At 38.5% G+C, this 26,520-nt stretch carries 29 protein-coding genes; 8 read left to right on the top strand and 21 right to left on the bottom strand.

The annotated features are described in order from the left end of the window. Positions 1-35: 35 nt before the first annotated feature. Positions 36-275 (bottom strand): ferredoxin family protein, encoded by a 240-nt coding sequence (locus CS937_RS17750; protein ID WP_099159800.1) that lies wholly within the window; start codon positions 273-275, stop codon positions 36-38. Between the two features lie 69 nt (positions 276-344). Then, positions 345-677 (bottom strand): CHY zinc finger protein, encoded by a 333-nt coding sequence (locus tag CS937_RS17745; protein WP_099159799.1) that lies wholly within the window; start codon positions 675-677, stop codon positions 345-347. A gap of 245 nt (positions 678-922) precedes the next feature. On the opposite strand from CS937_RS17745, the gene CS937_RS17740 reads away from it, so the two are divergent. The 4 genes from CS937_RS17740 (at position 923) to CS937_RS17725 (ending at position 4,609) form a co-directional block, all read left to right on the top strand. Further along, positions 923-1,120, top strand: a complete 198-nt coding sequence (locus CS937_RS17740) for a DUF2188 domain-containing protein (protein WP_099159798.1) — start codon at positions 923-925, stop codon at positions 1,118-1,120. Between the two features lie 457 nt (positions 1,121-1,577). Then, positions 1,578-2,435 (top strand): CvfB family protein, encoded by an 858-nt coding sequence (locus CS937_RS17735; RefSeq protein ID WP_099159797.1) that lies wholly within the window; start codon positions 1,578-1,580, stop codon positions 2,433-2,435. A 230-nt stretch (positions 2,436-2,665) separates the two neighbouring features. After that, the gene (locus CS937_RS17730; RefSeq protein ID WP_099159796.1) at positions 2,666-3,883 is read left to right on the top strand and encodes a dicarboxylate/amino acid:cation symporter; all 1,218 of its coding nucleotides are present in this window, start codon (positions 2,666-2,668) and stop codon (positions 3,881-3,883) included. Positions 3,884-4,006: 123 nt separating this feature from the next. Beyond that, positions 4,007-4,609: a DNA-3-methyladenine glycosylase gene (locus CS937_RS17725; protein WP_099159795.1), complete on the top strand. Its 603-nt coding sequence runs from the start codon at positions 4,007-4,009 to the stop codon at positions 4,607-4,609. 115 nt (positions 4,610-4,724) lie between these two features. On the opposite strand, the gene CS937_RS17720 is transcribed toward CS937_RS17725, so the two are convergent. The 3 genes from CS937_RS17720 to CS937_RS19860 form a co-directional block, all read right to left on the bottom strand. Further along, a complete protein-coding gene (locus CS937_RS17720; RefSeq protein WP_141554374.1) occupies positions 4,725-4,919 on the bottom strand; it encodes a YwbE family protein in 195 nt (64 codons plus the stop codon). Between the two features lie 9 nt (positions 4,920-4,928). Further along, entirely contained in the window at positions 4,929-5,156 is a 228-nt protein-coding gene (locus CS937_RS17715) for a DUF2164 domain-containing protein (RefSeq protein ID WP_099159794.1), read from the bottom strand. A 92-nt stretch (positions 5,157-5,248) separates the two neighbouring features. After that, a complete protein-coding gene (locus tag CS937_RS19860) occupies positions 5,249-5,371 on the bottom strand; it encodes a hypothetical protein (RefSeq protein ID WP_281251919.1) in 123 nt (40 codons plus the stop codon). A gap of 169 nt (positions 5,372-5,540) precedes the next feature. Between CS937_RS19860 and CS937_RS17710 the strand changes: the two genes are divergently transcribed. The 3 genes from CS937_RS17710 to corA all read left to right on the top strand — a co-directional run bounded on the left by CS937_RS17710 (position 5,541) and on the right by corA (position 8,976). Beyond that, a complete protein-coding gene (locus CS937_RS17710; RefSeq protein WP_099159793.1) occupies positions 5,541-7,238 on the top strand; it encodes a M3 family oligoendopeptidase in 1,698 nt (565 codons plus the stop codon). A gap of 198 nt (positions 7,239-7,436) precedes the next feature. After that, on the top strand, positions 7,437-7,700 hold the full coding sequence (locus CS937_RS19250; RefSeq protein ID WP_141554373.1) for a hypothetical protein: 264 nt from the start codon (positions 7,437-7,439) through the stop codon (positions 7,698-7,700). 325 nt (positions 7,701-8,025) lie between these two features. Further along, complete coding sequence (gene corA, locus CS937_RS17705; protein WP_099159792.1) at positions 8,026-8,976, top strand: magnesium/cobalt transporter CorA; 951 nt, start codon at positions 8,026-8,028, stop codon at positions 8,974-8,976. A gap of 40 nt (positions 8,977-9,016) precedes the next feature. Here the strand turns inward: corA and dhaM are convergent, their stop codons facing one another. The 12 genes from dhaM to CS937_RS17645 all read right to left on the bottom strand — a co-directional run bounded on the left by dhaM (position 9,017) and on the right by CS937_RS17645 (position 21,693). After that, on the bottom strand, positions 9,017-9,388 hold the full coding sequence (gene dhaM / locus CS937_RS17700; protein WP_099159791.1) for a dihydroxyacetone kinase phosphoryl donor subunit DhaM: 372 nt from the start codon (positions 9,386-9,388) through the stop codon (positions 9,017-9,019). 4 nt (positions 9,389-9,392) lie between these two features. Then, complete coding sequence (gene dhaL, locus CS937_RS17695) at positions 9,393-10,013, bottom strand: dihydroxyacetone kinase subunit DhaL (RefSeq protein ID WP_099159790.1); 621 nt, start codon at positions 10,011-10,013, stop codon at positions 9,393-9,395. A gap of 19 nt (positions 10,014-10,032) precedes the next feature. After that, complete coding sequence (gene dhaK / locus CS937_RS17690) at positions 10,033-11,028, bottom strand: dihydroxyacetone kinase subunit DhaK (RefSeq protein WP_099159789.1); 996 nt, start codon at positions 11,026-11,028, stop codon at positions 10,033-10,035. 98 nt (positions 11,029-11,126) lie between these two features. Further along, positions 11,127-12,620: a glycerol kinase GlpK gene (glpK, locus tag CS937_RS17685; RefSeq protein ID WP_099159788.1), complete on the bottom strand. Its 1,494-nt coding sequence runs from the start codon at positions 12,618-12,620 to the stop codon at positions 11,127-11,129. 14 nt (positions 12,621-12,634) lie between these two features. Further along, positions 12,635-13,465, bottom strand: a complete 831-nt coding sequence (locus CS937_RS17680) for an MIP/aquaporin family protein (RefSeq protein WP_099159787.1) — start codon at positions 13,463-13,465, stop codon at positions 12,635-12,637. 631 nt (positions 13,466-14,096) lie between these two features. Further along, positions 14,097-15,314 (bottom strand): formaldehyde dehydrogenase, glutathione-independent, encoded by a 1,218-nt coding sequence (gene fdhA / locus CS937_RS17675; RefSeq protein WP_099159786.1) that lies wholly within the window; start codon positions 15,312-15,314, stop codon positions 14,097-14,099. Between the two features lie 122 nt (positions 15,315-15,436). Continuing rightward, on the bottom strand, positions 15,437-16,063 hold the full coding sequence (locus CS937_RS17670; protein WP_099159785.1) for a hypothetical protein: 627 nt from the start codon (positions 16,061-16,063) through the stop codon (positions 15,437-15,439). 14 nt (positions 16,064-16,077) lie between these two features. Next, positions 16,078-17,028, bottom strand: a complete 951-nt coding sequence (locus CS937_RS17665; protein WP_099159784.1) for a dipeptidase — start codon at positions 17,026-17,028, stop codon at positions 16,078-16,080. Next, positions 17,015-17,743, bottom strand: coding sequence for a gamma-glutamyl-gamma-aminobutyrate hydrolase family protein (locus tag CS937_RS17660; protein WP_099159783.1), 729 nt, complete (start codon positions 17,741-17,743; stop codon positions 17,015-17,017). Before CS937_RS17660 ends, CS937_RS17665 begins: the two co-directional genes overlap by 14 nt. Further along, positions 17,743-18,711, bottom strand: coding sequence for a threonine ammonia-lyase (locus tag CS937_RS17655; RefSeq protein ID WP_099159782.1), 969 nt, complete (start codon positions 18,709-18,711; stop codon positions 17,743-17,745). The genes CS937_RS17660 and CS937_RS17655 overlap by 1 nt, the downstream gene beginning before the upstream one ends. A 70-nt stretch (positions 18,712-18,781) precedes the next feature. Further along, entirely contained in the window at positions 18,782-19,531 is a 750-nt protein-coding gene (locus tag CS937_RS17650) for an alpha/beta hydrolase (protein WP_099159781.1), read from the bottom strand. Between the two features lie 548 nt (positions 19,532-20,079). Beyond that, complete coding sequence (locus CS937_RS17645; RefSeq protein WP_099159780.1) at positions 20,080-21,693, bottom strand: FMN-binding glutamate synthase family protein; 1,614 nt, start codon at positions 21,691-21,693, stop codon at positions 20,080-20,082. Between the two features lie 229 nt (positions 21,694-21,922). Here CS937_RS17645 and CS937_RS19575 point away from each other — a divergent pair, with 229 nt between their 5' ends. After that, a complete protein-coding gene (locus CS937_RS19575) occupies positions 21,923-22,066 on the top strand; it encodes a hypothetical protein (protein ID WP_176555876.1) in 144 nt (47 codons plus the stop codon). Positions 22,067-22,318: 252 nt separating this feature from the next. On the opposite strand, the gene CS937_RS17640 is transcribed toward CS937_RS19575, so the two are convergent. From CS937_RS17640 to CS937_RS17625, 4 genes are all read right to left on the bottom strand, one after another. Further along, complete coding sequence (locus tag CS937_RS17640; RefSeq protein ID WP_099159779.1) at positions 22,319-22,522, bottom strand: alpha/beta-type small acid-soluble spore protein; 204 nt, start codon at positions 22,520-22,522, stop codon at positions 22,319-22,321. A 98-nt stretch (positions 22,523-22,620) separates the two neighbouring features. Beyond that, a complete protein-coding gene (locus CS937_RS17635; protein ID WP_099159778.1) occupies positions 22,621-23,475 on the bottom strand; it encodes a chemotaxis protein in 855 nt (284 codons plus the stop codon). Between the two features lie 137 nt (positions 23,476-23,612). Beyond that, on the bottom strand, positions 23,613-25,460 hold the full coding sequence (asnB, locus tag CS937_RS17630) for an asparagine synthase (glutamine-hydrolyzing) (RefSeq protein WP_099159777.1): 1,848 nt from the start codon (positions 25,458-25,460) through the stop codon (positions 23,613-23,615). A 355-nt stretch (positions 25,461-25,815) separates the two neighbouring features. Continuing rightward, positions 25,816-26,277: a hypothetical protein gene (locus CS937_RS17625; protein ID WP_099159776.1), complete on the bottom strand. Its 462-nt coding sequence runs from the start codon at positions 26,275-26,277 to the stop codon at positions 25,816-25,818. Positions 26,278-26,520 lie beyond the last annotated feature (243 nt).

The following is a 26,520-nucleotide window of genomic DNA, read 5'->3' as shown; positions in this document are numbered from 1 at the left end:
CAACCCTTCTAAGAGTTGAGTCTTACTCTAACTACTTACTTGTTACCAAAAAATTCCTCAGCTTTTTCCAAGTATACTTCCTGTTTGGGCGATAAGTCGTATTCCTCTTCAATCGCATCAACAGGACAAACCGCTTTACAAGCACCACAATCAATACATATATCTGGATCAATATAAAATTGATCTGGTCCTTCTTCTATACAATCAACGGGGCAAACGCTGACACATTCAGCAGCCTTTTCACCACCACAAGGTTCTAAAATTACAAAAGCCATATAGAGTATCCCTCCTTATACAAGATAATAAGGCTCCATTATAATTTAATACTATTTTATTCTATCATTTCAAGTAATGCGCTCAAAATATAAATGATAATGTAATGAACAACCTGGATTAAAGGCGGCAGCACAATATGGACAAGCTGCATCACACATTAGATACTCATTTATTGTTAATTCTTTATCACAGCTTCCACATAAAATTGCCCGCTGATCAAACTCCGACCTTGGCCAGACTCCGTTTTCTCCACATCCGTACTTAGCATGACACTGGTAGCATGGAAAATACTCACCGCAGCAATAAAATTTGATTGCGATTCTGTCATTTTCATCATGATAATGTCGGCAACGTGTTTCGTTATCGATAGAACCTTGTATGTTTAATTTATGTGCACACATATGGTACCCTCCAATAGACAAGTCTAGTTTTATACTAACAATGAACGGGAACAGATAAAGTGAAACTTCATTCAGTGGGGGTTTTCTTGTCCCCCACTGAATGTTAGTTGAACAGAATCGGACCTTTACGGGAAGAAGTTGACAACTACTTACCTTCCTTTAATTTCTTTGGAATCTTGAAGGAGGTTTACTGCCCGTTAAGGCGGGATAAATACATTATAACAAAAAAGAAGGAGTTTTATTATATGAAGAAGTATAGTGTAGTACCTAATAAAGATGTAACGGGGTGGTTTGTAAAGTTAGAAGACGTAGCACCAGAGAACGAGTATGTAGCTAAAGATGATGCAATTCAAAAAGCTGAACAATTGGCAATGGAAAATTCACCAAGCAAGATTATCATTATGGACAAAAACCACGATATAGTAGAAGAAAGAAGCTTTTAAAATAATAATTTGACATTCCATTCAATATATGAGAATATAGATTAGTTAACAAATAAAGTAACAATAAGTATTCTGGCATTCTACGTAATGTTTTTCAAAGATGCTTATTCACACTGGCGCGACTAAGGGGTCGCAAGGACGTCAGAGCAGGTAGGGCTGACGTTGCTTAAGTTAGAGAACACCCAGTGGAACAAAGACCGCGGTAATGAAAGTGAAATTCTAAAGAAATTAGGCTAATCGCCACAGCTTAACTAATAAAATTTAAATACCTGCTTTTTTATAAAGCACAATGAATTGAATTTCCCACCCGATTGATTCGGGATAAATATAAAATTAAAACTTATGTGTTACTTTAGTAATCAAAGGGGTACTCTTACAAATGAGGGTACCCCTTTTCCAATCATACATAATACATTACAGAAGATATGCACAATACTATTTGAAAGAAGGTTAGATAATGAACTATTTACCAACTGGCACAATTCAGACTATGACCGTACTTCGAAAAATTGATACTGGCTATGTTTTAACTAAAAATACAAACGAAGCACTGTTGCATCATAATGAAACCGAATCAGAGCTTGACGTTAATCAGCAAGTCGAAGTGTTTTTGTATCAGGATAAAAAAGGACAAACTGTTGCTACAACGACATTACCAACAATACAAATGGACGTTTACGACTGGGCAGAAGTAGTAGAAGTCATCCCTAATTTAGGTGCATTCGTAAACATTGGTATCACTAAAGAAATTCTCGTTTCTAAAGATGACCTGCCATTATTCGAGGATGTTTGGCCAAAAACTGGTGATATGCTTTATGTCACTTTAGGAAAAGATCGAAAAGGTCGTTTGCTTGCTCTTCCTGCAACAGAAGGGGTATTTGAGCGGGAGTGGGAATTTGCTCCAGAAAATGCATTGAACGCTCCGATCAGCGGCCGTGTTTATCGCACAAGTAGGGAAGGTACTGCAATTATAACCGAAGAGGGTTATCGTGGATTCATACATTACACCGAGCGAAAGGAAGAACCTCGTTTGGGAGAATGGGTTAAAGGACGGGTAATCGAAGTAAAAGAAGACGGTACACTGAATATCTCTCTTAGACCTCTTAAACAACATAGTATGACAGAAGACGCTGAAACAATTTTAAACTTGTTAGAAGAAAACGATGGTGTCATTCCATTTAGTGATAAAAGTGATCCAGAAGATATACGCGGAACATTCAATATTAGTAAAGCTGCATTCAAACGCGCACTAGGTAAGCTCATGAAGGACGATAAAATTGAACAAAGCGACGGACAAACCTATTTAAAAGAATAAAACACTTTTTTTATGATAACTACGATAATCATCGATTACGTGGTTATTTTTTTGTCTCCTCCCCACTTTAATATAATTCGAATTTTCCAACTTAACTATGAATAAACTACTATAACGAAGGGAAAATTGCATGTTTGCTATATTATCCATCTTATAATGATGATTCCCTTCTTTTAGAAGAAAGGAGGACAAATTTAAAAAGCCATCATTAAAAACGAGGAGGAGTCACCTTGAAGAGAAGTTTAATGTGGCAAATCGTTGGAGCTTTTGTTCTTGCGATAATTGTAGGTTTGATTTTTGGAGAAAGAACCACATTTGTTCAGCCACTTGGAGATTTATTTTTACGGTTAATTAAATTTATTATCGTGCCATTAATTTTTTCAACAATCATAGTTGGTGTAACTAGTACTGGTGATATGAAAAAATTAGGGAGACTTGGTGGTAAAACAATTTCTTATTATCTTGTTACGAGTTTTATCGCAATTACAATTGGGCTAATTGCTGGATTTATCTTTTCACCTGGAACTGGTATGAGCCTTGAAATTAATGAAGCCGCTGCACAACCGAATGAAACTGAAGGTGTAGTGCAAACATTATTAAATATTATTCCACTTAACCCTATCGAAGCTTTAGCAACAGGAAATGTTTTGCAAATTATCTTTTTTTCTATCTTTATCGGCATTGGAATTCAATTGGTTGGTGAAAAGGCAAATACTGTTCAACGCTTTTTTGACGGATTTGCTGAAATTATGTACAAAATAACTGGGGTAATTATGACATTAGTACCTCTCGGAATATTTGGCTTGTTAGCCCCTGTTGTCGGAGAATACGGCATATCCGTCTTATTACCGTTAATAAAATTAATTTTAGCATTGATTATTGCATGTATTGTCCATGTGGCGATAGTATATGTGACGGCAGTAAAATCACTTGGAAAACTAAATCCAATTGATTTTTTCAAGGGGATTTTCCCAGCTGCTGCTGTGGCATTCAGTACATGTAGTAGTTCTGGAACATTACCTGTTACAATGAAGAACACACAAGAAAATTTAGGGGTCTCTAAAGAAACTAGTAGCTTTGTTCTTCCATTAGGTGCCACAATAAATATGGATGGAACGGCTATTTACCAAGGTATTACAGTAATGTTTGTTGCACAATATTTTGGAAGTCAACTTTCCATTACGCAACTTCTAACTGTTGCACTAATTGGAACACTCGCTTCGATCGGCACTGCAGGTGTTCCAGGCGCAGGGTTAATTATGCTTACTATGACGTTAGCCGCAGTTAATTTACCGCTAGAGGGTATCGCTTTAATCGCTGGAATTGATCGCGTTCTTGACATGTTTAGAACCTCGGTTAATGTCATTGGAGACGCATCTGCGAGTGTTGTTGTAGAAGCATCAGAGCGAAGAAGGAATTCGAGTGGCCAGGTGGCAGAAGCTTCATAGAGCAACCGTTTGACTTTCAGTATTTTTAAGAAAGTAACCACACGTAAAACGTGTTGGTTACTTTTTTGTGTAAGAGGCAAAGACTAGTTATACTTATATGGAGGATGAAAGGATGAAAAACCCATGGGCAAAATATGTAATGAGCCATTGGAAAAGGAATTTTATTATCAACCGACACTTGAGCTTGCAAAGGCATTGCTTGGATGTTTACTTATAAAAGAAACTCCTGATGGAATCTCATCAGGCTTTATAGTCGAAACAGAAGCATACAAAGGTCCTACCGACAGAGCAGCACATAGCTTCAACAACCGACGAACTAAGCGAACGGAGATTATGTATGGAAGTCCCGGTCATGTTTACACCTATTCCATGCATACACATTGTTTGTTTAATGTTGTCAGTGGTGAAGTTGACTTACCTGAGGCAATTTTAATTAGAGGTGTTGAACCGTATACAGGTCAGGATCTAATGGCTGCCAGAAGGCCGAAAGCAAAGACTGAACGACAATGGACAAATGGACCAGGTAAATTAACGAAAGCTCTTGGGATTACCATGGAAGACTATGGCCATGCACTTGATCAGCCCCCACTTTGGATTTCCGAAGGGTGCACAATTGACTCAAACCAAATTCTATCAGGGTCACGAATCGGTATTGATAATTCTGGTGAAGCAAAGGATTATCCATGGAGGTTTTGGATAAAAGGAAACAAATTTGTATCCAGATAGTGGGGAAAACTTCCAAGAACGCCACTGCATTACTTTAGAAGTTTTTTCCATTAAAATTAGATCTAGGATTTTATCATTTACTATAATAATCACTTTTTTTAAGTAGAGCTATTAATTATTCTGTGACCACTCTTCCAATTTGTCCATCTTCTAATCGGACCTTTATACCATGTGGATGATACTGGGAATTAGTAAGTAGATCTTTTACAATTCCTCTCGTTTTTTTACCCGTGCGTTGGTCCTTCTTTAACACAATGTCTACTTCAATACCTGGTGATATATTTTTTCGGTATCTACCGTCAATTGTCATATTTTCCACCTACTTCTGAATTTCAAAAATATCTTCTAATTTCGTGCTTATAAATGCATGACTGTCTTCTACCCCAATATTATAAAAGATCGGCGCCAGTTCATCCATAAAAAATTCCAGTAGCATGATTGCTGCCAATTCACCAATTTGTTCATCACGTTCTTTTTCAAAATATCCTTGGATCAATCCCACCATTTCATCTTTTTTCTCTTTTGATAAATCGAATTTAGATTTCATGTTTATCCCCTTCATCTATATGTAATCTTCTCTATTCTACATGAGAAATATAACTATCGAAACTAAATAGTGGAGGCTGAGACAAAAGTGTTTTAACCAAAGAAAAATCCTAATGATATAATGGTTGGTGCTATAATCCGCTTCGGAAATATACTTCGCTTTCCGCGGGCGGCTGTTGACCCTCCTCGTGTTGGCGCACAGCGGTGTCTCATCATGCCTTTCCTTCCGCAGGAGTCTACGTATATTTCCTCCACTAAAACAGCACTTTGTTCGTTTTTATACTTAAAGAGTTTAATTATGTCCCAGCCACTTCAAACCAAAAGCAGGAATCCATACACTATTGTCGAATTATTATACAATATATAAGAATAAGGAGTGTCTTTTATGAAAACATTTGAAAACTATACATATGAACGACCGGAACTTCAAGAAGAGAAAGATAAATTTTCACATCTATTAAACACCTTTAAAACTGCCTCATCAGTCGAGGAAGCATCAAAAGCAATTGAGGAAATAAATACTTTTCGTAACAGATTATCAACGCTATTTAATTTAGTTTATATTCGTGCATCAATAGATACAAATGATGCATTTTATCAACAAGAACGTGATTTCTTTGACGATTTGCAACCGGAAATTAAATCATTGAATACAGACTTCTACAAGGAATTGGTACAATCGCCACATCGACATGAGCTGGAAAAAAAGTGGGGTGCGCAACTTTTCCAAATTGCTGATTTAGAAATAAAATCATTCTCAAATGACATTATTAAACTACTTCAAAAAGAGAATAAGCTGATCTCAGAATACTCAAAACTTATAGCGTCTGCCGAGGTGGATTTCCAAGGTGAGACATATACGTTAGCACAGCTCTCACCATTCGCACAAGACAAAAACCGTTCTGTACGAAAAAAAGCAATTGAAGCAAGCGCAGGATTTTTTGAACAAAACGCTGAAAAATTTGATGACATTTATGATCAATTAGTAAAAGTACGTCACGAGATAGCTACAACGCTTGGTTATAAAAACTTCGTAGAGCTGGGATACATACGTATGCTTCGTGTCGATTATAACGCTGAAATGGTTAACGTTTTCCGTAAGCAAGTCCGTGAATCGATTGTTCCACTTGTAAGCAAGCTATATGAAAAACAAGCTGAGCGAATCGGCGTAGATTCTCTACACTATTACGATGAACCATTCCAGTACAAAAGCGGCAATGCTAAACCTAAGGGAACACCTGAATGGATCATTGACAACGGGAAAAAAATGTATGAAGAATTGTCAGCAGAAACGAACGAATTTTTCCATTTTATGCTTGATAGAAATCTAATGGATTTAGAAGCGAAAAAAGGAAAAGAAGCAGGTGGCTATTGTACATTTATTGAGGATTATCAATCACCATTTATTTTCGCAAACTTTAATGGTACATCGGGTGATATTGATGTGTTAACACATGAAGCAGGACATGCATTTCAATTTTACTCCAGTCGAAACATTGGAATGCCTGAATATTTAATTCCAACATCAGAAGCAGCAGAAATTCACTCTATGAGCATGGAATTTTTCACATGGCCATGGATGAAACTTTTCTTTAAAGAGGACACGGATAAATATAAATACTCCCATTTAGCGGATGGATTGCAGTTCTTGCCATATGGTGTTGCAGTGGACGAATTCCAACATCTTGTTTACGAAAATCCGGAATGGTCACCAGATGAACGTAAAAAAGCATGGAAGAAACTTGAAGAAACCTATTTACCACACCGTGATTACGATGGAATTCCGTATCTAGAAGCAGGCGGATTTTGGCAGCGGCAGGGGCATATTTACGAGGTACCTTTCTATTACATTGACTACACGTTGGCACAAATATGTGCATTTCAGTTCTGGAAACGCTCCCGTGAAAACCGTGAAGAAGCTTGGGAAGACTATTTAAATCTATGTAAATTAGGTGGATCAAAGTCATTCCTTGGACTGGTAGAGGCCGCTAATTTGCGTTCACCATTCAAAGAGGGCTGTGTTGAATCAGTTGTGGGCACAATTGAAGAATGGCTGATGTCTGTGGATGATAATGCATTGTAAATAAGTATGATTGACAGACTGCCCAAAAAGGTACTTGACCTTGTTGGGCAGTTTTTCTTCTTAAAAGCTGTTTTCTAAAAGATTGTTGTTTTTGCCACAAAAGACATAAAATGCGACATAAACAGCAAGCAGAGAAGACAGAAAAATTTTATTTTCATACTAGAGACATCCTGGGGAGATGATGCTCGGTAGGAGAGCGTGAATATCAGCTGGAGAGCAGGATTATCGGCAGGAGAGCGTGAATATCAGCAGGAGGGCGTGAATATCGGCAGGAGAGCGAGGATATCGGCAGGAGAGCAGGAACTTCAGCAGGAGAACAGGAACTTCAGCAGGAGAGCAGGAACTTCAGCAGGAGAGCGTGAATATCGGCAGGAGAGCAGGAACTTCAGCAGGAGAACAGGAACTTCAGCAGGAGAGCAGGAATATCGGCAGGAGAGCAGGAACATCGGCAGGAGAGCGTGAATATCAGCAGGAGGGCGTGAATATCGGCAGGAGAGCAGGATTATCGGCAGGAGAGCAAGGATAGCAGCTGCCCGGAAATCGTAGTGTATACTGGCTGTGGGAATAACAGCTACATAAGATAACTTACGTCGCATTTTACTGAAACTAAGAGATTAAAAAGCAACAATTTTTTTGAAAAGCGCTTTGCAAAAAATGTCTTCTTAAAAATGCTTAGGCTAAGGTTCAATAAATAGCAATAACTACTGTTTAAGAGAAAATCCCCTGCATGAAATCTGCCGAAACAGGGAAATACATAATAAGCTAATCATTAATAAGGAGTATTATCATGATTCGAACGATAGCAGTTACGTCTAACAATGAAAAAATTACAGATCAAACGATTGATGATGTTGATTTCACAAAACACAAATGGTGGTGGATTGATTACAGTAATCCAACCGAAGAAGAAATAAATAAACTCGACACAAAGCTACATTTTCATCCACTTGCAATTGAAGATTGTATACATAGCTTGCAGCGACCGAAGCTGGATTATTATGATGACTTTGCATTTTATGTAGCACATACAATTGGCCCAAAACATTATGATAAGCATGAAATTAACTTTTTCATAGGCAGCAATTTTATCGTTACATTTCATCATCGAAATTTAAAGGAAATAGATCAAGTTTGGGACATTCTCTTGAACCAAGCAACAAATGATGAATGGGATGAATACCGTATTTTTTACGAAGTTATGGATAAAGTGGTAGATAACTTTTTTCCAATTGTATATGAGCTGGAAGATAAGATTAACGAAGTGGAAGAAAATCCCGACAATAAATCTATGGATGTTCTGTTAGACAACTTATTTGATTTTAGACATGCGTTACTAAGGTTGAGACATACAATCAATCCTATTCGCGACTTGTTTTACCGTGTTTTGAACTCCCATCACTTAGAAGGGATAAAAGAACGACGAGAATATTTTGCTGATATCTATGACCACTTGTTAAAACTATCTGAGATGGTTGCTTCTAACCGGGAAATTACAAACGATATTCGGGATAACTTTATTTCCCTCAACTCCTATCAGCAAAATAAGGTTATCCAAGTATTGACTGTTATTACATCCATCTTTGCACCACTTACTTTTATTGCAGGTATATATGGGATGAACTTTGTCAACATGCCGGAACTAACGTGGGACTTTGGCTATTTTGCCATACTATTTGTAATGTTAATGGTAACAGTTGTTATGGTCCTATGGTTTAAGAAAAAAGGTTGGTTTAAGTAAAAAATTGATACCGGATAGCTTCAACTATCCGGTATCAAAATTAAAACCCTTTTTCCAAAGCCGCTACTAATTCCTCTAGAGATTTACCCATCCCCGATTCAACGGCTGCTACGTAAGAACCTTCCAACAAAGGTGCTTCAGCAATTTTAATGTTTTCCATATCAGACATTTCCACTGCCATTTCAGCATTCATTTTTGCACTGCCTAAATCATACATCAATAAAACGCCTTTATCACTATAGGCTTTATCAATGGCTGTCTGGATTTTTTCAATACTTGTACCAATCTCGTCCTCATCCGTCCCTCCAGCTAGTTCAATGGGAACATCTTTTATCACTTGTCTGATAATATCCTCGATGCCCTCAACCACTTTTGGACTATGCGAGATTAATACAATTCCAACGTATGACATACCATCACGCTCCTTCATTGATTACTTCAGCTAACGATTCGAATAGGTAAAATGAAGAAACAGAACCAGGATCCAGATGTCCAATAGAGCGGTCTCCTAAATATGCTGCTCGTCCCTTCGTAGCCTTTATATCTTTTGAATCTTCCATTGCCGATTTAGCCGCTTGCAAAATCACTTCACCACCAAATCCTTTATTCTCACGAAATGCATTTGCAACCGCCGTCCAGACGTCAACAAGCGTTTTTTCACCAACATCTGCTTTTCCACGCTGCTTCACGCCATTTAGTGCATCCTCAATCCCTTTTGAAAACGAAGCATTATCAACTTCTGACCCTTTGAAAGTCATTGACAGCTTCAAAAAAGCAGTTCCATACAACGGACCAGCAGCACCACCAACTTTAGACATTAGCGTCATGGCAACATCCTTCATTACATCGGCTACATGCTGATAGGCAACACCGTTTATTTTTTTCATAACTTCCTCGAAACCACGTGCCATATTTATCCCGTGGTCCCCGTCACCAATTGCTTGATCGAGCGATGTCAAATACTCCTTGTTATCTTGAACCTTTTCATTGGTTTTTGCCATCCATTCTAGTGCATGCCCAACTTGAAAAATATCCATGTCAAAATTCTCCTTTCTGTCAGCTATGAAAAGCTGGACCGTTTGACTCAGCATTTAACAATTCTTTCAATTCCTCGTCCAATTTCAATAAAGTCACAGAGCAGCCCGCCATTTCTAACGATGTCATATATTCACCAACAAATGTTTTGTATACATTGATACCCTTTTCAGTTAAAATATCATGTACTTTCCCATTTAAAATAAATAGTTCCATTTCAGGGGTAGAGCCTAGTCCATTCACCATAACAGCCACTTCGTCATTGCGGTTAATTTCAATATCTTCTAGAATTTTCCCAGTAAGTTCAGTCGCAATTTCATCCGCAGAAGTAATTTTTGTCCGTTCAATACCAGGTTCTCCGTGAATCCCCATACCTACTTCCATCTCATCATCCGCCAACTCAAAGCTCGGATTTCCTGCCGCTGGTACAGTACAAGGGCTGATCGCCATGCCCATTGAACGAACGTTATTCACTACTTTTTCTGCAACAGCCTTCACCTCGTTGAGTGATCCGCCTTTCTCGGCCATTGCCCCGGCAATTTTATGTACAAAAACTGTCCCCGCAATACCCCGGCGACCTGTTGTAAACGAACTATCTTCAACGGCAACATCATCGTTTACCACTACTTTTTCTACTTGAATACCTTCTGCTTCGGCAAGCTCTGCGGCCATTTCAAAATTCAGTACATCACCAGTATAGTTCTTTATGATTAAAAAAACGCCAGATCCGCTATCAACCGCTTTAATCGCTTCAAACACCTGATCCGGAGTGGGTGAGGTAAAAACTTCCCCCGCTACTGCAGCATCCAATAACCCTTTACCAACAAATCCAGCATGGGCAGGTTCATGTCCACTACCTCCTCCACTTACTAAACCTACTTTATTATCAACCGGAACATCAAATCCCGTAATAACTGTTGTACCTGGTAACTGTTTAACACTGTTAGGATATGCTGCAACCAATCCTTTAATCATATCTTGTACTACTTGATTTGGATCATTGATAATTTTTTTCATTCCAGCTTCACTCCTTCAATATATTTTAAAAAGAGACCATTCCCGAGTCTATGGTCTTGGTCTCTTTAGGTTACCTTATTTATACTCGTTTACAATTCCTATTTGAAAACTCTCGTCGCTTCGACAGCTTTTTTCCAGCCATCGTAAAGCTTATTACGTTTTTCCTCTTCTAGTACATTGTTAAACGTTTTTTCATTTTGCCACTGTTTAGCAATTTCATCCTTATCTGCCCAGTATCCTACAGCTAATCCTGCCAAATACGCTGCACCTAATGCCGTTGTTTCTTGTACAACAGGCCGTTCAACCGGAACACCTAAAACATCACTTTGGAACTGCATAAGAAAATTATTTTTAACTGCACCGCCGTCAACGCGTAATGTTTTCAAATCAATTCCTGAATCTGCAATCATCGCATCCAACACGTCTTTTGTTTGATATGCTAGTGATTCAAGTGTTGCACGAATGAAATGTTCTTTTGTTGTACCACGGGTTAAGCCGAAGACCGCACCTCTTGCATCACTATCCCAATAAGGTGTTCCAAGCCCAACAAAAGCAGGTACTAAATACACACCATCTGTCGAGTCTACCTTACTAGCAAAATCTTCACTTTGTGGTGCATCTTCAATAATTTTCAGACCGTCACGTAGCCATTGAATTGCTGAACCAGCTACAAAAATACTTCCTTCTAACGCATATTCAACTTTGCCATCAACACCCCAAGCCAATGTCGTTAGCAAACCATTTTCGGATGCAACACCTTGTTCACCAGTATTCATTAACATAAAGCAGCCTGTTCCATACGTATTTTTTGCCATTCCTTTATCAAAACAAGCTTGACCAAACAATGCTGCCTGCTGATCCCCTGCAATCCCCGCAATCGGAACCTCATGACCGAAGAAATGATAATCAACCGTATTTGCATATACCTCAGATGATTGTCTGATCTCAGGTAGCATACTTTTTGGAACGGTTAGGATTTCAAGTAGCTCTTCATCCCATTTAAGATCATAAATATTAAACATTAATGTTCTCGATGCATTTGAATAATCCGTAATATGTGTTTTTCCACCAGAAAGTTTGTAAACTAACCAAGTGTCCATTGTTCCAAATAACAAATCCCCATTGTCAGCTTTCTCCCTAGCACCTTCAACATTGTCCAAAATCCATTTTACTTTTGTACCAGAGAAGTACGGATCAAGCAACAATCCAGTTTTCTCCCTAAACAAATCATTGTAACCCTTTTCACGCAACTCTTTACAAATTCCATCTGTTTGACGTGATTGCCAAACAATTGCTTTATAAATTGGTTTCCCTGTGTTCTTGTCCCAAACAACTGTTGTTTCACGTTGATTTGTAATACCAATCCCGGCAATTTGACTAGGATCAGCATCTGCTTTTCGTAAAACCTCTGCCACACATGCAAGAACGGATGTCCAAATTTCATTCGCATCATGTTCTACCCAGCCAGGCTGCGTGAAAAATTGCTCAAATTCTTTTTGGGCAGTCTCCACAATCGCTCCACTGTGGTCAAAAAGAATGGCACGTGAACTTGTTGTCCCTTGATCTAACGACAAAATATACTGTTTACTCATTATTCATTTCCCCTTTAGCTTATTTTTTCTTCTATCTGATCGGCTACTGTTTCACCTTTTTTAAGTTCAGAACTAGTAGCGCCAACTATAATTACAGCTACAACTACACTTAATACCCAAAATAATACGGAGAAGTTCCCTAAGAACATGGCCTGATAGAATACCGCTCCATAAATTCCTCCAAGAATCGGTCCGACAACTGGAACCCAAGCATAGCTCCAATCAGAACCGCCTTTACCTGGAATCGGAAGAAGTGCATGGGCAATCCTTGGACCAAGGTCACGGGCAGGGTTTATCGCATAACCAGTCGTTCCCCCGAGTGACATACCAATTGCTATTATTAGTGCACCTACAATTAATGGGTTTAGCCCATCTGTAAATTCATTGGCACCAATAAACATTAAACCTAACAAAAGAACAAATGTACCAATCATCTCACTAACTAAGTTTGAAAATATGCTACGAACAGCGGGATCGGTTGAAAATACCCCTAACTTTGCTGCTTGATCCTTTGTTTCTTTCCAATGCGGTAAATAATTTAAGAACACAATAACCGCACCAATAAAAGCACCAATCATTTGAGCACTAATGTACATTGGCACTTTCGCCCATGGAAACTCACCAGCAGCAGCAAACCCCAATGTAACAGCAGGGTTTATATGTGCACCTGTAAAGCTACCTACTGCATATACCCCCATCGCAACTGCAAGACCCCAACCAATTGTAATAACTACCCAGCCGGAATCCTCTGCTTTCGATTTTTTTAGTACAACGCCTCCAACAACACCCCCACCAAAAATAATTAGAATCATTGTTCCAATTAATTCTGCTAAAAACTCAGACATGACTAACACCCCTTTTTATTGTAAAAATATGAATCTATTTGATAAACAAGGAAATTTGCGTATAGAAAAGAGACCCACACTCAATAAACACACTTTACCTAAGGTATATGTATTATTGCAATGTGGGTCTCCAAATCTCAACCACGAAAATTAACTTGTCCTAATAATGTATACTAAAATGAAAACGTTGTCAATTATTTAAACGAAATTTTACCAAAGCTTAGGCTCGGTAAAAAGTTACAGCTCTAGTTCCTTCGTCATTTGCTTCTAGAACCTCTTTATTTGTAAGAACCAGCCCACCTGCAATTATTGAAATAGTTGTCCGATCATATATTTTATTGAACAGCTTTGGCACTTTTTCCTGGCAAAACTTCTATATAATCCAGTTAATCTTACTGATAACGATTCTATTTTTTCTAGAGCAAGCGTGACAGCTAACCGTTTATTCTTTTTTGCCAGGTATATATATTCCCCCTCGTAGTAATAATCCAACAGGTTTAATTTCTCTTAAAAAGGTATAGTTATATCTATGAAAATTGGGTAACGATTATTACTCTATTACACTAGGGTGCTTTAAAAAGATTACCAAAAAAAGTGCCTGTTCTTTAATCCAAGCACTTTTTTCATCCTACTATTTTCTGACCATTCCATGAGGATCAATGACAAATTTTTTCGATGCCCCACCATCGAATTCTTGATAGCCAGCTGGTGCTTGATCAAGCGAAATAAGTGTAGCATTAACCGCCTTAGCAATTTGTGCACGACCACTTAAAATGGAATTCATTAAATCACGATGGTATTTCATAACTGGAGTTTGACCAGTTACAAATGTGTGTGCTTTAGCCCATCCTAAACCAAGACGGATCTTCAACGTACCCTCTTTTGCGTCATTATCGATCGCACCAGGATCCCCTGTCACATAAAGCCCAGGAATGCCTAATTTCCCCCCTGCTCTTGTAGCTGTCATAATAGAATTCAGCACCGTAGCAGGCGCTTCTCCTGCACCTTCACCATGTCCACTAGCCTCAAATCCAACAGCATCTACAGCACAATCAACCTCTGGTACACCTAAAATTTGTTCAATTTGTTCGCCTAAGTCAGCATGCTTTCGTAAGTTAACCGTTTCACAGCCAAAGCTCCTCGCTTGTGCCAGTCGCTCTTCATTTAAATCACCAACAATCACAACTGACGCACCCAACAACTGTGCTGAGTGAGCAGCAGCTAGTCCAACCGGGCCTGCTCCAGCAACGTAAACTGTCGATCCTGGTTTTACTCCAGCACTCACAGCACCATGGTATCCAGTTGGGAAAATATCTGAAAGCATTGTTAAATCAAGAATCTTTTCCATCGCTTGGTCTTTATCGGGAAACTTTAAGAGTTGAAAGTCAGCGTAAGGTACCATGACATACTCAGACTGTCCTCCAACCCAGCCTCCCATGTCGACATATCCGTATGCAGAACCTGGACGATCCGGATTTACATTTTCACAGATATGTGTATCTTGATTTTTACAGCTTCTACAACGACCACATGCAATGTTAAACGGAACCGATACAAGATCACCTTTTTTAATAAATTCTACATCACTACCAACCTCAACAACTTCGCCTGTGATTTCATGACCTAATACTAAACCACTTGGAGCTGTCGTCCTTCCTCTAACCATATGCTGGTCACTTCCACAAATGTTCGTTGTAACAACCTTAATAATGACACCATGGTTACATTTCCTGCCAACATTTAGTGGATTTACACCAGGTCCATCTCGAAGCACTAAGTCTGGATAACTAATATCTTCGACAGCTACTTCACCAGGTTTGACGTAAACTACCCCACGATTATCCGCCATACTAAATCACTCCTTCTTTTGTAATAGTTTGTATTTAATACAAGCCGTTACCATTCTATGAAAGAATCAGGAAAATATTACTAACTCCTATTACAAAATAATGAATGATAATTCTCTTTTTCCTATCTTTCTACTGTTCCAAACATATACTCGGCAAGTGATTCCCTGGAAAAATGCCTATGTATACCCCTTTTACCTGAAAAGTAGTCCGTAATTTCTGTTTTAGTTAATCCTAGCCCTAATAGCCCGTTAGCGATTGTTGAAAGATAGGCGGATGATGGTTTTACAAACGATTGTTTATCCATGGAATCATTACTAGTAAATGTAAACATTGGATAGCCGTCTTTATCTCCTAGAAAAACAATTCTTCCATACCATCCTTCTGTTAGCTTTTGATAGCCTTTTTCTATAACTCTATTAAAATCAACATGTAATCCGTATTCATTGTTTTCCTGAGAAACTACTTCTGAAAATTGCTCTTCGGTTATAAGAAACATTCTCCCAATAGTTGCTGCATAATCGGTCTGAACATGCCCAATAAATGCAACTCCTCCCGGTCCCCATTTACTCTGTTCTTTTGCAAAATAGAGGGGATAAGGAATTTCAGCCTTTCTACTCGCTTTCGGTGGTGTTTTATCCTGGCATCCTATCTCTTTTTTAGCTGATCCAATAGGCCGGTCCCCATTGATATAACACATAAATCGATCTTCACATAGATTTGAGCCATAACTCACATACCATACATCCACCTTAAATCCTCCCTCTATTGTGGCCTGAAATCTAAGAAGTTCTGATAAGCAAAACCTTTCACTTGATCTTCGGAAAAGTAGTTCAACAGTTCGTTAATCAAGTTTTGATATTTCGATGCATCTTCCAAACGTTCTGTAAAACTACTAATCCCGTCAAAATCCGAGCCGAAACCGATCTGCTTTGCTCCACCTAATGAGCATAAATGGTCTATATGTTTGATGAGATCGGAAATTGTTACTTTTTTATCGTTGTTTTTAATAAATGGCGGCCAGAAGACTACCTGAATCAGACCATTGCTGGCAAACATGCTCTTGATCTGATCATCATATAAATTTCGCGGATGGTCACAAAGCAATCTAGTGTTTGAATGGCTAGCAATTGGGTAATCAGCTAATTCAATCATATCCCAGAAGCCTTTTACCGTTGAATGAGATACGTCGGTAAACACGCGGTTTTCATTATTTAGTTTTACTACTTCTTTTCCAAATAGTGTCAATCCTCCACCACGTGGCTCTTCCGCACCATCTGCACAAAGATTGGCATTGTTCCACGTTAAGCCGATTGACAAAACACCTAGCCTATACAGATGACGTAATTTTACTAAATCATTCCCAATAGCATCAGCACCTTCTAGTGTTAGAACAGCGCCAACTTCTCCGTCATGTAAACGATCAAAGTCCTCCCATTTTTTAATGTGTTTCATTTCGGGATTTTTCCCAAGAATTTCGGTATAAAATAAATCGATTTGTTCCAATGCATGCTGCCATTTTTCTTCAGAAGGAACATCAGGATGAATAAATATGGCAAAAAACTGCGCCATCACTCCACCCTTTTTTAACCGGTTTAAATTACTATTCAATTGTTCAGAATTTTTGAAGTTTAAGGGTTCTTTATTGTACATCTTACCTCTTTTTGCCATTTGCAATTTTAGTAGTACATCACAATGTGTATCAATTATTTTCACTTGTAAACTCCCCTTTTTGATTACATGATGCAATGAATCCTTGAAATATCTTTCGAGACGATTCATCGTCAATCATGCTTTCTGGATGCCATTGTAGTCCAAGTACAAATGGATGGTCTTTACTCTCAATTGCTTCCACGATACTATCACTTGTATTTCCGCTTATTTGAATAGATTTCCCTACATTTCGATTAGCCTGATGATGCCGACTATTTACCTTTAACATTTCTTTACCAGTTAAACGATACAACAGGCTCCCTTTTAAAACACTGACGAAATGTGAACCATGATTTACCGGAGCCTTTTGCCTATGCTGTAACAACGCATGGTCCATTTGCGAGTAGATATCTTGGTACATATCTCCACCAGCAGCAATATTTAATATCTGACACCCTCGGCATACTGCTAGTACCGGTTTTCCCTTTTGAAGCATTTGTTTAATCAAGGCAATTTCAAAAGCATCACGAGACGGGATGATCGTTCCAAGATTTGGATGGGGTTCCTCACCAAAATAGGTTGGATCGATGTCATATCCTCCCGTTAAATATAAACCATCAAGTGTGGATGCAATTTGCTCAATATCTTCCTCTGTCATATATGGAAGTACAACTGGCATTCCTCCAGCTCGTGAAATCGCGTTAATATTATCCTTATTAACCATGTAATCTGTTTCATCTATTTCCATTGATGACGTGATTCCAATAAGCGGCTTCATTACATCACTCCTAATCCCTGTTTAGGAAATATTTCCCCTAGTTTTCGGACATCAACATTCCCTCCCGAAATAACGCAGGCCACATTTTTGTCACTTACTCCTAATTTATCAAACATGACAGCCGCAACCGACACAGCACTGGAAGGCTCGATCAATTGCTTCATACGCTCCAGTACAAAAAACAGTGCATGCCTTAACTCCTCTTCACTTACTAGAACAATGTCGTCTAGATACTTCTGAACAATTGGAAAAGTCAAATCACCCGGTTGACTCGTCCGCAGTCCATCTGCCATCGTAGTTGTTCCAGATATCGATGTAATTGCACCTTTTTCTAATGAAAGATATGTATCATTGGCAATTTCTGGCTCTACACCGATTACTTTTACATGAGGTTTCGTATTCTTTATCGCAGTAAGTACTCCAGAAATCAAACCGCCTCCACCAATTGGAACAACCACCACATCAACATCATCTAATTGTTCCAGGATCTCCAATCCAACGGTTCCTTGACCAGCGATAATGTACGGATCATCATATGGGGGAATATAAACACCCTCTTTCAGCTCTGCCAACTCCATGGCTCTAGGTAAGCGCTCCATTGATGTTGTACCGCATGTTTCAATTTCCCCATTGTAGCCTTTTATTGCATTTATCTTACTGACAGTTGCATCCTCCGGGACTACAATTGTTGCAGGTACCCCAAGAACATTAGCTATATATGCCACTGCCTGACCATGATTTCCTGACGAAGCTGCGGTCACCAATGAAGCACCTTCGTTAACAGCCCGTTTTACTTTATTTGTCGCTCCCCTGATTTTGAAAGAACCTGTCTTTTGTAAATGCTCTCCTTTTAAAAATACCTCATTACCACAAATGGAAGAAAGCTGTTTGGAACTGATTATCGGTGTTTCATTAATAATATCGCTAATTTGCTCACGAGCTTGGTGAATATTATTGATTGTAACCATTCGTTCAACCCCTTTTTTAATCGACGTAAAAGAGCGTGAACATAACTATTCACACCCAGTCACGTTATATCTAATTTCTCTTGATAAATTTAATGCATTTTTTAGCGATTAATGCTTTATCATTGTCTAGTGTCGCAACATGAAAACTATTTTCAAGCGAAACGATAGTACGATCCTCCGACGAAATAGATTGATAGATTTCCTGCGAATTTTCTGGTGGTACCACATGATCAACGGTCGACGAAAAAATTAAGGCTGACGCTTTAATTTCAGGTAAATTTACCCTTACATGTTCAGAAAGATCGATGAGTTCCCCGATTGATTTTACAGGTGTCTTTGGATAAGCAAGTTCTTTGACGCCTTCTTTTTTTATATCAGAGCCAATTCCATCTACAAATCTAGTATCTGAAGAAACAAGTGTTGAATACGTTTCTATCAACTCTGGCATATTTGTAGCAGCATTTATCGGCATAATTCCTTTGATTTCCGGATAATTTTCTGCTAAATATAATGTCAACGTTCCGCCCATCGATAATCCTGTTACATAAATTTCTGAGCAGGTATCTTGTAATTTTTTCAATCCACTTTCAACCGTTAGAATCCAATCTTGATAACTCGCATTTTCCATATCTTCAGGAGCGGTACCATGCCCAGTTAATCTTGGTCCATACACCGTAAAACCTTCTTCGGCCAATTGTTCACCAAGAAACCGCATGCTTTGTGTCGAACCGGTAAATCCATGAATAACTAGAACACCAGTTTTATTTCCTGGAAAATAAAATGCTTCAGCTTCTTTCATTACTTGAAACGTTTCAGCCATTAAAATTCCTCCTTCGACCATTAATTTCTTATCGTAAATTTCAGACAATTATATTTTAACATATTACACAATTAAAAAAATATAGGCACTTTTCGTAAATCTTATTGTCTTTTATACGTAGTTTCCGTAAAATGCGACTTAAATATTATTGCCCCTAGATACCGCAGCCCATACACACTTCGCTTTCCGGAGGCGGCTGATGAGCCCCCTCTCCCCCAGGAGGTTACGTGTATACGGGCTGCTTGTAAGATATTACATTCTTTTCTATTCCCTCATAAAATGTAATTAAATTATAAGCATAACATCAGTGGAGGAAATACATGAAGACTCCTGCGGGAAAGCGAAGACGATGAGACCCCAAAGGAAGTGGGCTTCTTCCGAGGAGGCTCATCACGAGCCAACGGAAGCGTAATGTATTTCCGGAACGGCGGTCCACCATTAATCTAAGTCGGATTTTATGTCTTTCGTGTTAAAAACAACAATCTTTTAGAAAATAGCCAAAATATAAAAAAGCCAAGTAACTGTAACATTACTTAGCCCTTCGGATGTCAAGCATTCGCTGAACCTTTTCCACCTTGTTCAATCATCGTTTGATAAATATCATCAAGTGACCACGTCTTTCCTTTTTCATCTTTATAAACAACATGTTCCCTCTTAAATTGTACAGGAGAATCTAAGCCAGCTGCCGCTGCTAAACGGAACAATCCTTTTCGCATTGTAATAACATAATTGGCAGTGCGATACTTCTTCTCATTGATTACCAGTGCTTTTTGTAACTCTGGGTCTGTTGTTGCAACACCAACTGGACATGCATTGGATGAACATTTAAGTGTTTGGATACACCCAACAGTAATCATAAAACCACGTGCGATATTAACAAGGTCAGCTCCCATTGCCAATGCTATAGCTACTCTATCAGGAGAAAATAATTTCCCTGAAGCAATAATCTTCACTGTATCTCGAACACCATATTTTTTTAAAGCATTATCCACTAAAGGCAACGCAGACTTTATAGGTAAGCCAACACTGTCAGCTAATTCCTGATACGAGGCACCAGTTCCTCCCTCACCACCGTCAATTGTAATAAAGTCTGGACCTTTCCCAGTATCTCTAATATGTTTTGCAAGCTCATCCGCCTCCGAATGACTACCAATTACAATTTTCATCCCAACCGGCTTTCCAGTATGTTCTCGTATTCGTTCAATGAAATTAAATAAAGATGGATAATCATCAAATTCCGGAAAGCGGTTTGGACTATCAACTGATTTAAAAGGTTCAACCATCCGTATTCTCGCAATTTCTTCTGTCACTTTTTCAGCATCAAGATGGCCGCCGCGTGTTTTTGCACCTTGGGCTAATTTGACTTCAAAGGCTTTCAGCTGTGAGATTTTACTCTTTTCTAATAGTTCGTCCCAGTTAAAATTTCCTTCACGATCCCTGACGCCGAACATTCCGGGGCCGATTTGCATGATAATATCAACTCCACCTTTTAAATGGTATTCGGATAATCCACCTTCCCCCGTATTCATCCATGTTCCTTTGGCAATCCCTAATCCTTCAGATAGTGCAGTAATTGCTCGTTCACCTAGCGATCCATAGCTCATTGCAGACATGCCAATTTGTCCTCTTGCACGAAACGGGTATTTACACTTTTCCCCAATCACAATCGCGTCTTCTTCCTTTAGCAAATAAACTGGTGATTTATGCTCCTCCAAATATTCCTTACGCTGGGTGAATAAGGGGTCCTTAATCAGCAGATAACGATTCGTTGTTGATGTTACCTCCTTGTCCATGTTTAATTCTTCCGTTAATTTTGGAAACATCGAATTCCTTATATAATAACCTGGCTCCTCAAAATCACGCTCTGAACCAAATCCAAAAACATCACGTTTATATTTAGCCTTTTTGACAATATGCGTATAATCATAGCGTGAGAAAGGCTTTCCCTCAAGATCATTACTGAAAAAATACTGACGTAACTCTGGACCAATTTTTTCGAAAAAATACCGGGCTCTACCTACTACTGGATAATTTCGAAGTACCGGGTGCTGCTTTTGTGTGCGATCGACAAAAAATATATATCCAACAATACTTAATAGTATTATAATCACAAGGACAATAGCCACAAATCCAACAATTGTCAAAATATCTGCCACATTCATCTTGTTCCCACCTTTAAAAAATAACTATATAAAGTTAGGATGTATCGTTACTTAAAAAATATCCACCTGAGTTGAAAGATAAAGTCTCTTTTCATATGGTTGTATTCTAAAAGATTGTTGTTTTGACACAATATACATAAAATGCGACGTAAACACCAAACAGAGAAGACAGAAAAATTTTACTCTCATACTAGAGACATCCTGGGGAGATGATGCTCGGTAGGAGAGCGTGAATATCAGCAGGAGAGCAAGAATATCGGCAGGAGAGCGTGAATTTCAACAGGAGAGCAGGAACATCGGCAGGAGAGTAGGAATATCGGCAGGAGAGCGTGAATATCAGCAGGAGAGCAGGAATATCGGCAGGAGAGCGTGAATTTTAGCAGGAGAGCAGGAACATCGGCAGGAGAGCGTGAATTTCAGCAGGAGAGCAGGAACATCGGCAGGAGAGCGTGAATATCGGCAGGAGAGCAAGGATAGCAGCTGCTCCGGAAATCGTAGTGTATACTGGCTGTGGGAATAACAGCTACATAAGATAACTTACGTCGCATTTTACTGAAACTACGAGGTTAAAAGTAACAATTTATTAAAAAAAGGAACCCTATAAAAGAGTCCCTTTTCTCGTATGCTATTTGTTGCCATTTTGCATACTTGATTCAGCAATTTTGATCATTCGTTTGACCATCTCGCCACCCACCGATCCGTTTTCGCGTGCTGTAGTGTCTGCCCCTGGCTGAACACCCATTTCATTTGCAATTTCCTCTTTCATACTTTCCATTGCATTTTTCGCACCAGGCACTAACAATTTATTACTATTATTGTTTTCTGCCATAACCGATCACTCCTAGTGGGAATTGAACAGTATAAACTGTTCTACCCTTAGGATATGAACACAAATTAACTTTACACCTGTTAAATAATTACACAACATTACCTATTCATTTCATTCCAAGTCCGTAGCAAACCGTTAACAATCGGTTCAATCACATCATTATCCGAACTATAATTAATGTGGGAAAGTGGATTCCAACTCGTTAACAACCCACCAGCATTAACTGCTACGTCTTCTGTTACATGAGTTTGAAAAATATCATTCAATGCTTTCAGTGGAAATGAAAGAACATCATCTTTGTCATAGAAATTTAACCACTCACCTTTTAGATTAGGATGATAGTTGTTCAGCAAGGGGGATGGAATACTTATTGGTGAGCCAAAATCAATATATCGGAGTGACCATAATGCCATTGGACTTCCCATCGTATAGAAAAGTGCTAAGGTTTCTCCTTTTTCCATTGGCGTATCTTCTACAACACCTTTCGTACGAACTCCTAGTTTTTCCTGTCGATACTGCATATCAAAAAAATAATTACTTGCAATAATGGAACCCAGACTGTGGCTAACAACACATAACGGTGCTTTTGGTCCGGCTTTTTTCTTTAATTCACGAAGAGATTCTGCAAACAAGGCATGGACCTTATCATAATTCTGATTACCTATTGTCGTTGGCTGATATGCAATAGCATCTGCAAGAAATTCAATCGCAAAACGCCGTAAATATGGAAAATCCAATTCTGCATTTCGTTGGACTCTCTCCCATAGTTCTTCTTGTTCGCGTTCAAATATAGACGACCAAAACACTGATTCAAATACTAATGGCTGTTCAGAATCGTTCAGATGAGATTTTTCGGCAAATCCTTTCGATATCGAATTAACCATCTCATCTGCAAAATTCTCTTTTGGTGTACCTGCTCCGTGAAGTATCGCAATAGCAATTTTCTGGGGCATGCGCTCACTCCTCAAGATATAATTGGCAGTAGTTTTGAAGAAGACTATTTTTATTATGTTTATCGTACGATAATTTGAGGGTTAATTTAATGGAGATTTTGACCTATTTCTACTTTTAACATTCCTTCTCATCTGAATTAATCGCGCACCGTAACATTATATTTTCTCAACCAATAATCAATCTGACATAAATGGGCTATGAGCTGTGGCCCTTTCATTAACTGGCCGTACCACGGATCTTTAAATTCTTTCCCTTCGCTTCTTACAATATTCTCCACCTTATTCCGATTTAAAAATTCAAATAGAGGTGCATTTGTGTCTGCTAAAATTTCATCCATCCATTTTACTACCTCTCTCGTATACTCTGGTTGAAACGTTTTGGGATAGGGACTTTTCTTTCGATACAAAATTTCATTTGGTAAGATTCCCTCTAACGCTTTTCGTAAAATACCTTTTTCGCTGCCGTGTAAAGTTTTAATGTCCCATGGAACGTTCCAAACATATTCAACTAACTTATGATCTGCAAACGGAACCCTTACTTCGAGACTGGCTCCCATACTCATTCGGTCTTTCCGGTCTAGTAATTGAGCCATAAACCAATGCATATTTAAATAAAAAAGTTCACGTCGGCGTGCATCCTGTTCATTTTCTCCATCTAAACGGGGAGTTTCATTAATCGTTTCCTGATAACGATCATGTACATATTCTTTTAAGTTTAATTTTTTTTGCCATTCCGGATGAAGTAAGTTAATTCTTGATTCTAAGGATGTCATCCAAGGAAAACCATTACCTTGTGATTTAGATGGGTCATGAAACCATGGGTATCCACCAAATATTTCATCAGCACATTCGCCGGATAAGCTAACAGTCGTATGTTGTTTAATTCGCCGGCAAAACCATAATAGTGAAGAATCAATATCCGCCATTCCAGGCTGGTCACGTAAATCAACTGCTTCTTTTAAAAAATGAGCTAATTCACCACCAGATATAATTTCATCATGATGGTCGGTTGAAAAGTAGTTTACCATCTTCTCAATCCACGGCTTGTCACTGGAAGGTTGAAACTTACTCGCTTCAAAATATTGATCATTTCCCTCATAATCAATTGAAAAAGTAGCAAGTGATCCCTTATTACGTACTTTGAAATAGTCAGATGCAATTGCAGTAATAGCACTTGAATCTAATCCACCAGACAAAAATGTTGATACAGGTACATCTGCTACCAGTTGCCTTTGTACTGCATCAACAAATAACTCCTTTACTTTCTCAGATGTTTCCTCAACTGAATGATGGTGTTCTGTACTCTGAACATTCCAGTATCTCCAAACTTTTAAACCATTTTTAGAATAGATCAAGGAATGTCCTGCTCTCAATTCTTTAAAACCTTTAAACAATCCATGACCAGGTGTTCTTGACGGGCCTAAGCCAAATATTTCTGATAGTCCATCACGGTCTACCTCTGCATTCACATCTGGATGTGCTAGTATCGCTTTTAACTCTGAACCAAAAATGAAACGCCTAGATTCTTCAAGAAAAAACAACGGCTTTACTCCAAGTCGATCGCGTGACATAAATAATTGTTCTTTCTCCTCATCCCAAATTCCAAAGGCATAAATTCCATTTAAATAATCAACACATTGCTCTTTCCATTCGATATACGCAGTTAATAAAACCTCGGTATCTGATGTTGTACTAAATAGATACCCTTTTTTACGTAATTCTTTTCTTAGCTCCTCTGTATTATAAAGTTCACCATTGTAAACAAGTGTGTACGTAATATCGTTCTTTTTCTTACTCATTGGCTGCTTTCCACCCTCAAGATCTACAACTGCAAGCCTTTTGTGGCCAAAGCCAACATATTGATCAAACCATAGTTGTGAATCATCTGGTCCCCGCAATGTCAATGTATCTGTCATTTGTTGTAAATTGGTCCGTTCTGATCTTACGTCTTTTTGCCAATCAACCATTCCTACAATTCCACACAAAGTATCTCATCCTCTCCAACGGAATATCAAAATCTTTTTAATTTTTCTACTTGGTCATTGTATGCTATGGGCATTGTAAATATTCCGGAATAACAACTTATGAATATATGATGAGAGGTTAAATTTTATGCGTTTAATTCTTAGACAGCTCCTAAGTAAATGTCGCTTAGAAAATCTTGTTTGGTGTCCTGTGACCGCTACGGGAAAATACTACGCTTTCCGCGGGCTCGCGCTGAGCCTCCCCAGGAAAGCGAAGTGTGTACGGGCTGCGGGGTAGAAAGCAATACAGAATGTAAAACCAACAAAGCATTACACGAACAGCCAATTCCAAAAGTCTGCTCAATTCAAAAAACACCTATTTTTTATAATCCCAAAGAACGACCCACTCTCCATCTACCACTGTTGTAAAAACGTCTTGAACAATACTGAAATTCCCATATTTCCCCTTATAAACCTGAGTAACTGGTATTTTATAGACAGATTCAATTGATTTAGCACCCTTTTCAAATTTCCAATTATTCACTTCTTCAGCTTCCCCAAGCGAAAATGTAAACGTTGTAACTCCAAAGTGATTCATGAATACATGCGCACGATCCTGAAGATAATGACCTTTGCTGAACTTATCCTTCATTAGCGGATGAAACATAGCCCAAGATTCGGAAAACGCTCCATCCTGTTCAAATGTATAAAATGCATTAACAGCCTCAGCTGCTTGTTCTTCTGGTGATTTATTAACCAGAATATAAATTGTTGTGGTAATAAGCAAGACGACAATTATTAGCATAATTAAAAATGGACTAAACCCCTTCTTCCCCATAGTACCAGTCTCCTCTTTAGTACGTTTACTAACATTTTTATTCGATGATTAGGACAAATAGTATATCGACTACATTCCTTGGATTAGTGCTAAATGAGTACAATGATTTATTTTTAAAAATTTAACAGGATTATAAATTGCTAGAGGAGAATGGTTAACACATTAGCTCATATCTAAAATGAACGAGGCAAAAATATACCTTTACATCCCACTAACACAAATGAAACGAAATTGTAAGATTAT

Origin of the sequence: Virgibacillus ndiopensis, from assembly GCF_900187325.1 — a bacterium.
GTDB classification, from domain to species: Bacteria; Bacillota; Bacilli; order Bacillales; family Amphibacillaceae; genus Virgibacillus_E; species Virgibacillus_E ndiopensis.
The sequence above is the reverse complement of the archived record's forward strand: the minus strand, read 5'-3'. Positions and strand labels throughout refer to the sequence as shown.